Origin of the sequence: Hyphomicrobium sp., assembly GCF_035548195.1 — a bacterium.
In the GTDB taxonomy this organism is placed as follows: Bacteria; Pseudomonadota; Alphaproteobacteria; order Rhizobiales; family Hyphomicrobiaceae; genus Hyphomicrobium_B.
The window spans coordinates 18299-29905 of the sequence record NZ_DASZTY010000013.1 but is presented as its reverse complement, the minus strand read 5'-3'; the positions used below and the strand labels follow the sequence as shown (position 1 = coordinate 29905).

General features: G+C 60.2%; 14 protein-coding genes. 7 read left to right on the top strand and 7 right to left on the bottom strand.

The genetic code is table 11. From position 1 onward, the window contains the following. Window positions 1–20: 20 nt before the first annotated feature. The 6 genes from VHB22_RS03190 (at window position 21) to VHB22_RS03165 (ending at window position 4006) form a co-directional block, all read left to right on the top strand. Window positions 21–758 carry a (5-formylfuran-3-yl)methyl phosphate synthase gene (locus VHB22_RS03190; RefSeq protein ID WP_325455508.1) on the top strand — a complete coding sequence of 246 codons (738 nt, stop codon included), beginning with the start codon at window positions 21–23 and terminating at the stop codon, window positions 756–758. Beyond that, entirely contained in the window at window positions 755–1216 is a 462-nt protein-coding gene (locus tag VHB22_RS03185; protein ID WP_325455507.1) for a dihydroneopterin aldolase, read from the top strand. Before VHB22_RS03190 ends, VHB22_RS03185 begins: the two co-directional genes overlap by 4 nt. After that, complete coding sequence (locus VHB22_RS03180) at window positions 1209–1823, top strand: uridylate kinase (RefSeq protein ID WP_325455506.1); 615 nt, start codon at window positions 1209–1211, stop codon at window positions 1821–1823. Before VHB22_RS03185 ends, VHB22_RS03180 begins: the two co-directional genes overlap by 8 nt. Beyond that, the gene (locus tag VHB22_RS03175; RefSeq protein WP_325455505.1) at window positions 1823–2410 is read left to right on the top strand and encodes a DUF447 domain-containing protein; all 588 of its coding nucleotides are present in this window, start codon (window positions 1823–1825) and stop codon (window positions 2408–2410) included. Before VHB22_RS03180 ends, VHB22_RS03175 begins: the two co-directional genes overlap by 1 nt. Further along, a complete protein-coding gene (locus VHB22_RS03170; protein ID WP_325455504.1) occupies window positions 2407–3594 on the top strand; it encodes an SAM-dependent methyltransferase in 1188 nt (395 codons plus the stop codon). Before VHB22_RS03175 ends, VHB22_RS03170 begins: the two co-directional genes overlap by 4 nt. Before the next feature lie 130 nt (window positions 3595–3724). Then, window positions 3725–4006, top strand: coding sequence for a PepSY domain-containing protein (locus VHB22_RS03165; protein WP_325455503.1), 282 nt, complete (start codon window positions 3725–3727; stop codon window positions 4004–4006). 52 nt (window positions 4007–4058) lie between these two features. Here the strand turns inward: VHB22_RS03165 and VHB22_RS03160 are convergent, their stop codons facing one another. Then, window positions 4059–5066 carry a hydantoinase/oxoprolinase family protein gene (locus VHB22_RS03160; protein WP_325455502.1) on the bottom strand — a complete coding sequence of 336 codons (1008 nt, stop codon included), beginning with the start codon at window positions 5064–5066 and terminating at the stop codon, window positions 4059–4061. A gap of 60 nt (window positions 5067–5126) precedes the next feature. Here VHB22_RS03160 and VHB22_RS03155 point away from each other — a divergent pair, with 60 nt between their 5' ends. Then, the gene (locus VHB22_RS03155) at window positions 5127–5834 is read left to right on the top strand and encodes a HisA/HisF-related TIM barrel protein (protein ID WP_325455501.1); all 708 of its coding nucleotides are present in this window, start codon (window positions 5127–5129) and stop codon (window positions 5832–5834) included. Between the two features lie 179 nt (window positions 5835–6013). Here VHB22_RS03155 and fae read toward each other — a convergent pair whose 3' ends face one another. From fae to VHB22_RS03125, 6 genes are all read right to left on the bottom strand, one after another. Then, on the bottom strand, window positions 6014–6526 hold the full coding sequence (gene fae / locus VHB22_RS03150) for a formaldehyde-activating enzyme (RefSeq protein WP_325455500.1): 513 nt from the start codon (window positions 6524–6526) through the stop codon (window positions 6014–6016). Between the two features lie 231 nt (window positions 6527–6757). After that, entirely contained in the window at window positions 6758–7618 is an 861-nt protein-coding gene (locus VHB22_RS03145; RefSeq protein WP_325455499.1) for a triphosphoribosyl-dephospho-CoA synthase, read from the bottom strand. Further along, a complete protein-coding gene (locus VHB22_RS03140) occupies window positions 7615–8592 on the bottom strand; it encodes a RimK family alpha-L-glutamate ligase (RefSeq protein WP_325455498.1) in 978 nt (325 codons plus the stop codon). The genes VHB22_RS03145 and VHB22_RS03140 overlap by 4 nt, the downstream gene beginning before the upstream one ends. Next, complete coding sequence (gene mch, locus VHB22_RS03135; protein ID WP_325455497.1) at window positions 8576–9541, bottom strand: methenyltetrahydromethanopterin cyclohydrolase; 966 nt, start codon at window positions 9539–9541, stop codon at window positions 8576–8578. The genes VHB22_RS03140 and mch overlap by 17 nt, the downstream gene beginning before the upstream one ends. A gap of 21 nt (window positions 9542–9562) precedes the next feature. Further along, window positions 9563–10732, bottom strand: coding sequence for an ATP-grasp domain-containing protein (locus VHB22_RS03130; protein ID WP_325455496.1), 1170 nt, complete (start codon window positions 10730–10732; stop codon window positions 9563–9565). Beyond that, complete coding sequence (locus VHB22_RS03125) at window positions 10695–11597, bottom strand: NAD(P)-dependent methylenetetrahydromethanopterin dehydrogenase (RefSeq protein WP_325455495.1); 903 nt, start codon at window positions 11595–11597, stop codon at window positions 10695–10697. The genes VHB22_RS03130 and VHB22_RS03125 overlap by 38 nt, the downstream gene beginning before the upstream one ends. Window positions 11598–11607 lie beyond the last annotated feature (10 nt).

Here is an 11607-nt window from a genome sequence, read left to right as displayed (position 1 = left end):
AATTAATCTCGGGCGATGGAATGATCGAAAGATTGAGGCGGGTGCATCCCGGCTTTCTCGCAAGCGTGACGAATGCGGATGAGGCGGGGTTCGCGCGGACCGGCGGAGCAGACGTCATCGATTGCAAGGACCCTTCGTCCGGCGCGTTGGGTGCGCTGCCAGGGGCGGTCGTCAGAGACATCGTCGCGCGTATCGACGGGAGGCTGCCGGTCAGCGCGACCGTCGGCGATTTGCCGCCTGATCCTGATGCGCTGGTCAGCGCAGCCGAGGCTATGGCCGCGACAGGGGTCGATATCGTCAAGGTCGGATTCTTCGGCGATCGCAATCCGCGGCCGGCCATTGCGGCGCTCGGTCTTGCGAGCCTTTCACGCACGCGCCTCTTTGCAGTGCTGATGGCCGACCAGAAACCCGATTACGCCGTCATTCCGTACCTGGCGGAGCATGGTTTCATAGGAGTGATGCTGGACACGGCCGAAAAAGCGTCAGGCCGTCTGACCTCGTTTCTGCCGTCTGGCGGACTTTTGACGTTTGTGCAGGCGGCCCGTGCTCACGGGCTGATGTGCGGCTTGGCAGGATCGCTCAGAATGGAGGACATCGCCGGATTGGCGAGCCTCGGTCCGGACATTCTCGGCTTTCGCGGCGCGCTCTGCACAAAGGGCCGTACGAGTACTCTTGATCCGACACGCGTCGCCGCGATCCGTCTCGAAATCAAGCGGGCCCGGGAGGCCGATGCGGCGCAGAAGAGGTCTGTCGCATGAAGGATAAGAAGAAAGCCCGTAAGGCACCGGCCGCTGGTAACGCCGCGAAATCGAAGCGTGGGGCAGTCAAGTCGCGTCAGATCGGCGACACCATTTTCGTGCGCGACTTTGTCGTCGACTGCAACGTCGGAGTCTATGCCGAAGAGCAAGGCGTAACGCAGAAGGTGCGCTTTACCGTCGAAGCCCGGCTCGCCCGCGACGTATTCAGCGTCGAAGATGAGATGGCGGAAGTGCCGTCTTATGCCGATATCATCGATATCATCGTTGAGCTTGCCAGAGGCGGCCATATCAAGCTCGTCGAGACGTTCGCCGAGCGAATCGCCGACCGCGTTCTGGCTGACGATCGCATCGTCGCTGTTCGCGTGATGCTGGAAAAGCTCGAACGCGGCCCGCTGCGCGGGGTCGAGATCATTCGCCCGGCCACGCGAGATGCGGCGCGCGAGTTCGCCCGTGGTTGAGACAGCAGCGGGGGGCAATCGCCTGCTCGTCGTGAAAATCGGGGGCAGTCTCGCCGAAACGGGGCGCATGCAGTCTATCGTCCCATTAATCGCAACCGCCCACGTTCCTGTTGTCGTGGTTCCCGGCGGCGGACCTTTTGCGGATAGCATCCGCGCTTTGCAGCCAGTGATGAAATTTGACGATGCGCTGGCGCACCGGCTTGCCATGCTGGCGATGCATCAGATGGCCGAGATGATAACGGCGCAGCAGGAGCGCTTGCGGATTGTCGAGACGCTGGACGAGATTTCCGATGCTTTGCACTGCGGCAAGGTGCCGGTGTGGGCGCCGCTCGCAATGATCGCCAACGACGACCTTGTGTCCGCGGGATGGGATGCCACATCCGACAGCCTTGCCGCGCGACTGGCAGAGTTGCTCGGCGCGCGGCTGTTGCTCTTGAAATCCGTCAATGTCGCGAAGACCGCAGACTTGGAGGAACTGGCGCATCAGGGGGTCGTTGACGCTCTCATCCCATCGATCGTTGCGCGGAGCGGGCTTTCGTGGTCCATTTTTGGGCCGTCCGACGACGCATTGCTGCGGGCAACGCTGGAGTGTGAAGGAGATTGCTGATGCCGCGCATCGTCGAAACGATCGTCACCACATTGGATGCTTCGGGAGAGCCCTATGTTGCGCCTCTTGGTCTGATCGAGGACGGTTCGCACTGGATAATTGCGCCGTTCAAACCATCGAAGACTCTCGAAAACCTCAATCTTCATCCCTACGCCGTTGCGAGCCACACGGACGATGTGCGCGTCTTTGCAGGCGGCGTGACGGGCCGCAAGCTCTGGCCGCTGACGGCAACGAAAAAAATAAAAGGCAATCGTCTTACGGATTGCGTTTCGCATTGGGAACTCAAAGTCGAGCGTTTCATCGAAGATGAACTCCGGCCGCGCTTTGCCTGCGCGGTCGTACATCAGGAAACGCATAAGGTCTGGGACGGATTCAATCGCGCACAAGCCGCCGTGCTCGAACTTGCCGTGTTGACGACGCGATTGAAGATGCTGCCGCCGGAAAAGATCGAGAGCGAATTGAAGTACCTTGAAATCGCCATCTCAAAAACGGCAGGCCCGCGCGAGGAAGAAGCGTGGGAATGGCTAATGGAAAAGATCAACGCGTGGCGTCAGGCGCGGTTTGATAAGCCCTCCGAAACGCCATGACGAAGGCGGTCTCGGACGATAAGAAAACTTTCGTCGCGGCGCTGGCCGAGGCGCTTGAAAATGAAACGTTCATCAAGTTGACGCTCGGGAAATTTCGAGCCGAGGGCGAGCCGCGCAAGGCCGTCGCGACACTCGTGCTGTTGAAAGAGGTTCCGCATCTGAAGCTCGTCACGACGTTCGCGCGCAAGGACGAGACGAAGACTTTCTCCTTCAACGACGGAATCAATCATCTCAAGTCCGAGATCGGCGCCGATTATCTCAGCGCGACGTTGTTTTCGACCGAACGTGATATGACACTGACATACAGCAAGAAGCGCGAGCCGCATCTGACGAAGGGAAAGCCGACGCTGAAGGCGGCTGCCCCGGCGGCACACGATCGCGCCAAATCGTATCTCGTGGCACCGGATCGCCCATATCTCAAAGCGCTGCAGGTTTCGGACAAAGATGGCCGTGTGAAGCCGTCGATGCAAGGCAAGTATCGCCAAATCTGCCGCTTCATTGAGATTATCGACACCTTGCTTAAGGAAGACGACCGCGCGCGGCCGGACAGTGCGCTGTCGATCGTCGATATCGGGTCGGGCAAAGGCTATTTGACGTTCGCGCTCTACGATCATCTGACGACGACGCTTGCGCGCACATGCAAAATGACCGGTATCGAAATGCGAGGCGATCTCGTCGATTTTTGCAACGCTCTGGCGCGCGAACTTGGTTTCTCTGGTCTCCGTTTTGATGCGGCGGAGGCGCAGCAGGCGTCGGCGAAGCAGGTTGACATTGTCATTGCGCTTCACGCCTGTGATACGGCAACGGACGACGCAATGGCGCTCGGCATCCATTCGGACGCCAAGATGATTCTTGTGGCGCCGTGCTGTCAGCACGAGCTTGCTCCGCAGATCAAAGACGCTGCAGAAGGTCTGGCAGGTTTGATAAAATATCCGCTGTTCAAGCAACGGCAGGCCGATCTCGTAACCGACGCCGCGCGCGCATTGTTGCTTGAGGCGTCCGGCTACAAGGTCAAGGTTATCGAGTTCGTTTCGACCGAGCACACTTCAAGAAATATCCTGATCGCCGCGACAAAATCGGCAAACGCCAACCGCGAAAAGGCGCGCGAACAATACCGGGCGTTGAAAGCTGCAACCGGGTTTGAAACACAGCACCTCGCGTCGCAACTTAAGGATGTCGAATAAACGATGGCGTACGAAATGGCTATTGTCTCATTTCCCTCTTACTATCATGTGAAAGGAACCATGCCGAATGACATCCGTTAATTCGGTGTCCATTCCCACCAGCATTCTCCATGAAAGAAGGTAGAGTTCGATGAATAAAGTCTCTCGCTTTGCGCGTCGCGCATTCGCAGCCACGGCGGTTGTGGTTGCCTTGAGCGCACCGGCGTTTGCCACCCACCGTGAAATGCGGGACGACCCGGCTGCCGTCGCGGATCATTTGCATCGCATGGGGTTCATTTCGTGGCGATATATCAAGTGGGATCACGGCTACTGGAAGATTGAAGATGCACGCCGCGATAACGGACACGAATATGATATGAAGCTCGAAGCGGGCACATTCGACATCGTGCGGCTTGAACGCGAGCACGACTGATCGATTTCCGCAATTCGCCGAATTCAATAGGCCGCGGTTTCCGAACCGTGGCCTATTGTTTTACAAGAAGTGCGACCGCTACAGCCGGAGCACAACGTGTCGCCCAGAGCCGTTGTGCGTCAGGCGCGCCGATGAGGGTCCCGAAATCGCTGCATGGCAAAGACAACCTCTCCGCAATTTTCGCAGCAGTTTTAGCGCCTATCCCCGCAGTGACGACAGACGCAATCTCGATGCCGGGTCGCGATTGCACTTGGAGTACTCCGTCATGGATCGCGCGCAGTTGCCGTTCAGCGATATAGGCTGCCGACGTTTGCCACGTTGCGAGGTGCCGCATTTCCGCGTCGCGTCCGAAACCGCGCGCGAAACGTGCGAGGCTTTCGGCAAGCGATTTGCCCCGGCCGTCAGTCGTCACGTGGAGGTCGGCGTCGTCAGGGAGATCGCCGAGGATGCGTTGCACGTCGGCCATCGTTGCGAAGGCGTCACGCGCTAACCCTTGCCACTCGCCTGCAAGCGGCGCACGCGTTGCAATGGAGGGAACGGGTGTGCGTGTCAAACCGGTATAGACGAGCTCGCCGGTGTGCAGACGTTCGGCATCGGTCAAGCCCTGCGGCCGGTCGCAGGCGATAATATCGGTCGTCGTTGAACCCATATCGATCAAAAGCGATCGCGGTTGCCGTTCGGCAACGAGACGCGCGGTGGCCAGAAAATTTGCAGAGGCAGCCGACAGCGGATCGCCGCGCGCTGTCGCGACGTCCGTGAAGCCTTTAAGCCCGGCGAAGATTCGAATCTCGCCCTTCAGGAGATCCCGAAGCCGTTCGGTAAGCGCCGAGACACCTTGCTCGCGGCTCTCGAAAATTTCCGTCAACTCAGCTGTCATCGTGACCGCGTGCACGGCGGCGCCGTCCGTTACCGCTTGCGCTTCGGCAAGCGCTGAATCCAATCGGTCGAGCCCCTGCCACAGCGGACAGACGATCTGGCGCACGTCGGCAAGGCGGCCGTTCTCGACTCGCGCGACCTTCAGGTGCGCGCCACCAACGTCATATCCGGCGACAATCGTCATTTCGCGTATTCACCTTGCCATCCTGGCTCGTGTTACACTCAATAGGCGAGGAGGCAAGCAGTGGACATTATTCCGGTTATCGACGTCGCACGCGGCCAGGTGGTCCGGGCCGTGGAGGGCAAGCGTTCGGCCTATCGCCCGATCGAGACACCGCTCGCGGCGACTCCCGATCCCGCCGATGTGGCGCGCGGGCTGAGGGCGCTTCATCCATTCCGTAAATTCTACATCGCCGATCTCGACGGGATCGAAGGTAGGGGACGGAACACGCATCTCGTCCCGGCGCTCAGCCAAGTTTTGCCGCGCACGGAAATTTGGATCGACGCCGGGAGCGGATCGCGCAGCGCGGCGCGGGCTGTGCTGGCAGCTCCCGTTGCAACGCTCGTCGTTGGCTCTGAAAGCCTCGAATCCGTTCGCGATTGGCACGACATAGCGGCGGAAGCTCCGGCGCGCACGGTTTTGTCGCTCGATTTCCGCGGCGGCGAATTCATGGGGCCGGATGCGCTACTCGCCGATTCGTCCCTTTGGCCGTCCCGCGTTATTGTCATGACGCTCGATCGCATCGGCAGCGACGGCGGGCCCAATGTCGAGCTGTTTGAAAGAATTGCGGCGCGCGCAAGCGGACGGAAAGTATACGCGGCTGGCGGCATTCGCGATCGTGACGATTTGAATCGCATCAAGCAGGCCGGGGCAGCTGGCGCCCTCGTTGCCTCTATTCTGCATGCGCAAAAAATTTCGGCCGGCGATCTAAAACAGATCGCCGGCCGGTAATGTCTTTTGAGGCGGCAGCCGCTCCAGCGAACCTGGAACCGCGGTGTGGTGCGGCTCCGGCTCTTGTCTTAACCGCTGTAACGGCCTGAGAGCAGTCTACCCAATCGCTGCAGCAGACCCCCCTTCATGGGAGGGGCAGAGTTGTTGTTGTTATCGACCTGCTGAGGACGGTTTCCGCTTCAAGTCTTCGCACCGAACGGATGCTGAACCGAGTTGCGCTGAGCGGTCGCTTCGGCAGCAGTCGGCTTACCAGCAACAGCGCGCGCGATCGATTCCTTCACGGCGCGATAGTTGTAGTCCTGGATCTTCGCGTCGTCGGCAGCTTCCCAGTGGATGAACACGCCGACGCAGATGTAGAGGTCGTCAGCTTCAGCGGCAGGGATGATGCCTTCAGCAACCGAGTCCTGAACGGCCTTCGCGACACCGTACTGAGCCGGTCCGAACATCTGAACGGCCTGGCGGGCGTCCTTGATGGTGACCTTGTTGTAAAGGATCGTGTTCGGCTTGCAGGGGAGGTTCGGCGCGATGACGGCGAGAAGCGTCGTGAAGCCGTCCTTGTTGTTCGTCAGAGCGTTGCAGAACGCCGTCTCGGCAGCCGATCCGCGCGGTCCGATGATGAGATCGATGTGAGCGACTTCGTTGCCGTCGCCGACGAGCGACTCGCCGACCATGACTTTATTGATTTTGGCCATAAGGGGGGTTCCTCCCACGAATGAAACGATACGAGCACCAACGCTCCCCCGTCAGATGTCGGGACTTCGCTGTACTGCTCTTGCGATGAATATCCACGCACGTCGGCGCCCAGGTGTCATGAGTACCAGCGTCAGCCGCAATGGATAGGTCCGTGATCCTTACGGACACGGCGCCTGTATTGCCTCAGGTGATCGGGAGTGACAAGCCCTTAAGTGCCGCAAAAGCGGCGTTCACGCCGGTTTCCGATTGATTACCCCTGCGGCGAAGAGCGTGGCGACGACGAAATCGGCGGTCGTGCCCGGATTGTGCCCAGCGGATTTCATTTTGGTGTCAAATTCGGTCAATCGCGAAAGGGATTTCGCAGTCGCAACAGGCGACCAACACGATTTGAGTGTTTGCGCTTCCTCTCGGACGGCTTCTGCGACGTCTGCGCCGTACTTGCGTACGATATGGGTATCGGGAAATTCGGCCAGCAGCGCCATGTGCAGCGTCGTGACCACGAGATTGGAATCATTCGTAACTGCCCGCGCCTCCTGGAAAAGGGGCAGTGCAAAATCAAAGATATCGGAATAGGCGGTGACGTAGGCGTGCGCGATGCGGTCGCGGTCGGCCGCGAGACGCATCGCTGCGATCAAGGTGATCGGTTTGGTATCGTTGTGGACGTCACCCGCTTCAACTTTTCCGAGCCCTGCGGGATTGGCAAGACGGATCGCGGCGAATGCGTCTTTGGCATCCGCTTCGTCAAGAGCCGAAAGGATCATGTCCAGCCGTCGGCGAAGGCCGATGCCGAGGCTTGTCTCGCCGGCGGCCTTTGCAAGCGGAGCGCAGAGCAGGACGATTCCGAGATTGGTGTTCAGGCCGGTTGCGCCAAAACTCGCTTCCGTCGCCCGCAAAATGCGTTGGCCGACGCTCAGATTCGGATCGGCAATAAACGGAGCAGCGGCGGCGGCGGCCCGTTCGAAATGCTCGACTTCCATGCCGTGCCCCGCAGCATGACGATGGACGTTTCCGGGTTTCAGCGCGTCGAGCTCGGCATGGCAGGCCGCGACAAACGCGGCGGCAATCCGGTCCGGCGCGAGCGGCGCGGTCATGAGACCAGCGCCACCGGCGCGCCGACGCCAAGGCTCGCACGGTGCGCGATGACGGTGCGCAGGAAGTCTTCAGCGATCGCCCAGGCGATGTTCACATCAGCGACGCCTTGCAAGCCTCGCCATGCCGGGTTCGAATTGACTTCGAGAACCTGCAGTTTTCCGTCGGCGGCACGGATCAGATCGATACCGGCGTAATCAGCGTCGACGGCGCGCATCGCGGCCATCGAGACGGCGATCATTTCGTCATCGGGAAGGTGCGCTTTGGCCTTTCCGCCCTGATGAATGTTGGTCACCCAGCTTGTACCGCGCCGGATCATCGCGGCGATGACGCGGTGGCGCGTCGCGAGTACACGCCAGTCTTCGAAAATGCCATCCTTGGGCGCGACGTAATCCTGCATGTAATACATTTCATCGACCGTCTCGGCCGCGGGCAGCTCGGAGGCAGATGAGATCATGCCGATGCCCTTTCCCTGACTGCCGAACAGCGGCTTCATCACCAGCGGCCGGTCGAGGCCATCAGTGTATTCCTGCGCGTGCTGCAGCGTTTCACATACGCGCGTTCGCGGGGTCGGAATGCCGTTCTTATGCAGGAGAAACGTTGTCTGGGATTTGTCGACGCACCGCTCGATGGCGCGTGCATCGTTCCAGACGCGGACACCGCTTTCGCGTAATGCGTGCAGAAGCCCCAAGCGAAAGGTGATCTGCTCCAGCGTCCCAGCCGAAATCGAGCGGACGAACACGCCATCCGGCAGAGCGCCGTCGAAACCCGGAATGTCGATGCCGGACGGTAGGCCGGTGTCAAAGGCACAGTGAGGAAGCGACGAGACGGTAACGCGCGCGCCCATCTCTTCGAGCGAACGAACGATGCGTCGCGCATGCCATTCGCCGCGCCCTTCCTCGATCAGCAGCGCGAAGTGAAGCCCCGCTCCGTGTCCTAAAAGAGGTTTGGCGTGCGCCTCAGCGGAAGCTCGCATCGACGATCTCCGGCGCCAGCTTACCTGCTTGGAAGGAGTTGCCCGTCTCGACGTTCGAGACCGTGACCTGAGCCGGCGAAAATAGCATCGGGTCGATTTTATAGAAGTCGCCTTTGACCTCGGCAAAAATCTCAGCGAACGGCTTGCCGTAGGCCGACGACGAACTCGACGGAAGTCCGTCCGCGAGTTTTTTCGCTTCGGCGTCCGATCCTTTCACAAGAAGCTGAATGCGTCCGCCGTAGATGATCGCGTCATTGGTCCGGCCCATGGCTTTCACGAAATCGGGAAATGGCGGCGCGATTGGGCAAGTGCCGGTTCCGTCCAAAATGTTTTCGAGAGGGAAGTGTAATGCGTGGGCTTTGTGGATCGCGACTTCGAGGACGCGGGCAGCAATCTGAACCGTCCCGGCAAGGCTCCAGGTTGTGGCAAAAAGAACGTTCAATCCCTCTGACTTCACGCCGCAGGCCTGTGCAACTTTCTCCAATACCGGAGCGGGCGGTGCCTTGTCGCCTTCGAGAACAAGAAAAGCCTGCGAGAAATGGTCGGCGTAGTTCAGCTCTTTATAGAGATCTTCGACACGCGAGAGCGCGCGCGCCGGTCCGGAGCCAAGCGCAAAGAATTTCGTTGCCTCATCCTGAATCGTCCAGCCAGCGTATTGGCTGCCAAGACAAGAGATAACGGGATCCGTCGAGCTGACGACCACCCCGAGCGGCCAGTTCGCCAAGCCCGAAGACATCGTGAAGGCCACGGTGCCGAGGCCGCCCATGCAGACTTCACCCAGTCTGCGGCCCGCTTCGAGACTGCCAAGCGAAGTTCCGCCGAGATCGATCAGACGTTCGCCGCCAGGACCCTTCGAAACGGAAATGCGCAACGCATCCGCATCCGCAACGATGACATCGACGAGCTTGGCGGCGCGCGCCGAAACGCTGGGCTTTTTTACACTTTGCATCGGGTGGAGAACTCCGGTCGGTCAGGATTTCGCGTGTTCGTATAGCAGGTCTTCCAGTTCCGCCAAGCGCGCACGGGCGAGACGCTCCGCCTCATCGGCCGTTGACGCTTCGGCGAGGACGCTCGCAAGCGGGGCGTTTCGGGGAATGAACGTGCCGGGTGGGCCGCGATCCGCGCACCATTCGGGCCATGGCGTGTTTCCCAGCGTTAACGGCCCGCGGTCGGCATGCAGAATGGCCATCGCGCGCGCATTCCTCCGTCGAATGGTGGTGGCGGGCGCAAGCGTTCCCGTGCATTGGGCGATGTGGGCGCGAAACTGAAAGCCCTCGTCATCGTCGATGACGTCGAGAGAGGCTCCCGGCCGGGGATTGACCTCCAGAAGATGCGGACGGCCGTCAACGACGATAAAATCGAACGAGGCCATGCCGATCAAATCAAAGGCAGATGCAATGCGTCTTGCCGAGGTTTCAAGGTCGCGGCGAAGATCCGGATCGGCATCTGGCATCGAGACGGCGCCCCCGAACCGAAACGGTTGCTCGCTCGATGGAGCAATCCATTGCCGTGACAGCGTTAGCCGCGCATCTTGCGGCCCGACCACGCCGCCGATCGAAACGCGATCGCCCATAAGCTGCTTTTGAAAATAGCGTCGTCGTCGTTCTGCCGGCGCCGATGTGCAGACGCGAATGTGGCGGCCGCCGCTGCCGCCGGTGCGCTTGCTCAGCCAGCCTTGGGGGGGGGTCGGCGGCTCCGATTGTGTTTCCGGATGTGCAATTCCGAGTTCGTCGAGCTTGGCGAAGAAAATCGCTGGGTCTTTGCAGTGGCGGTAGGTCTGATGCGGATTTCCGAGCAAACGATAGCGCCTGCCGAGGGCGTCGATCAGGCGCGGCTTGTCCTCGAAGCCAGAGCCCAAAACCAGTCCGATGAGTTTGGTCGTAGCCGCTGCGGCGAGTGCATCCAGCGCTGCAATGAGAGGTTTTGTGTGAAAGCCTGCCGCCGCCCCGTCGACGATGCGGACAGCGGTGGCGGCCTCTTGCGTATCAAGATCGCCAAAGGCATCGGCAACGAGCGGTGCGTACCCGGCGCGCCGGGCGGACTGCGCGAGAGCCCGCCCGGAGAACGCTGCGATCAGGACCGCTTCACCGGCCACATTCTTATTATATGCCGACGAGTTCTTTCGCCTTTGCGTAAGCATGACGGAAGTCGAGCGACAGCGGCTTGTCGGAATCAAGCATCTGCTTGAACAGGCCGGACTCGCACTTGTATTTGATATCGCCGATTGCGAGCGGGCCGACGCCGAGAGCGTCGCAGCCCGGAATTTTTTCGCCGTTCATGAACAGCTCCATGCCTTCGACGCCCGGCGGCGGCACGGCATTGACGTCGGCGATAACTTTGAGGTTCTTGGCAAGCGCTTTGTGCTCTTTCGACACGACCTGAACGCCCGCAGCCGCAGCGGCGAAGATCACTTCGGCATTTGCGATGATGTCGGCTTTCTGCTCGGGTGTCTCGCCCGCGACCGCTTCGAGATCGACGCCGAAACGTTCTTTCGAGACCTTGGCGCTCTTAACGACGCGTTCTACGCCCCGATGAGCTACGAGCCGGACGTCGGCGCCTTCGAGCGCGGCAATGATCGATGATGCGAATCCGACGACGCCCGTAGCACCGAAGACGGCGACTTTGACGCCCTTCCAGGACTTGCCGAACTTGTCCTTCAGGACTTTCTCGACGCAAGCGACCATCGCCGCAGCCGTCGTAAACGATCCGGCCGGGTCGGCGAAAATGGAGCATTCGAACGGCGGCACCATCGCCTTCTTCGCAGCGTCAAGCATATCGAGAGCGAGAATTGCGTCTTTACCGCCCACGAAGAAGCCGGTGCGCACCCCGTAGTTCGGCGGCCGTGAGAAAATTGCGTCCTGAATCAGACCGGCGACTTCGTTCAGCTCGACGTTGATGTAGGGGACAACAACTTTATAGCCAGCGTCGGCGGCCATGTTCACGTCGAAGGGGCTCATGTGCTTCAGCGGCGCGAGCATATGCAGAATTGGGGTAGCCTCGCTCATGGATATCTCA

Excerpts from the sequence above, each read along its gene's own strand:
- VHB22_RS03140 (WP_325455498.1), bottom strand. The coding sequence starts at position 8,592 with ATGCGAGCTTCCGCTGAGGCGCACGCCAAACCTCTTTTAGGACACGGA.
- VHB22_RS03185 (WP_325455507.1), top strand. The coding sequence starts at position 755 with ATGAAGGATAAGAAGAAAGCCCGTAAGGCACCGGCCGCTGGTAACGCC.
- VHB22_RS03130 (WP_325455496.1), bottom strand. The coding sequence starts at position 10,732 with ATGCTTACGCAAAGGCGAAAGAACTCGTCGGCATATAATAAGAATGTG.
- VHB22_RS03170 (WP_325455504.1), top strand. The coding sequence starts at position 2,407 with ATGACGAAGGCGGTCTCGGACGATAAGAAAACTTTCGTCGCGGCGCTG.
- VHB22_RS03165 (WP_325455503.1), top strand. The coding sequence starts at position 3,725 with ATGAATAAAGTCTCTCGCTTTGCGCGTCGCGCATTCGCAGCCACGGCG.
- mch (WP_325455497.1), bottom strand. The coding sequence starts at position 9,541 with ATGCAAAGTGTAAAAAAGCCCAGCGTTTCGGCGCGCGCCGCCAAGCTC.
- VHB22_RS03145 (WP_325455499.1), bottom strand. The coding sequence starts at position 7,618 with ATGACCGCGCCGCTCGCGCCGGACCGGATTGCCGCCGCGTTTGTCGCG.
- VHB22_RS03160 (WP_325455502.1), bottom strand. The coding sequence starts at position 5,066 with ATGACGATTGTCGCCGGATATGACGTTGGTGGCGCGCACCTGAAGGTC.
- fae (WP_325455500.1), bottom strand. The coding sequence starts at position 6,526 with ATGGCCAAAATCAATAAAGTCATGGTCGGCGAGTCGCTCGTCGGCGAC.
- VHB22_RS03175 (WP_325455505.1), top strand. The coding sequence starts at position 1,823 with ATGCCGCGCATCGTCGAAACGATCGTCACCACATTGGATGCTTCGGGA.
- VHB22_RS03125 (WP_325455495.1), bottom strand. The coding sequence starts at position 11,597 with ATGAGCGAGGCTACCCCAATTCTGCATATGCTCGCGCCGCTGAAGCAC.
- VHB22_RS03190 (WP_325455508.1), top strand. The coding sequence starts at position 21 with ATGATCGAAAGATTGAGGCGGGTGCATCCCGGCTTTCTCGCAAGCGTG.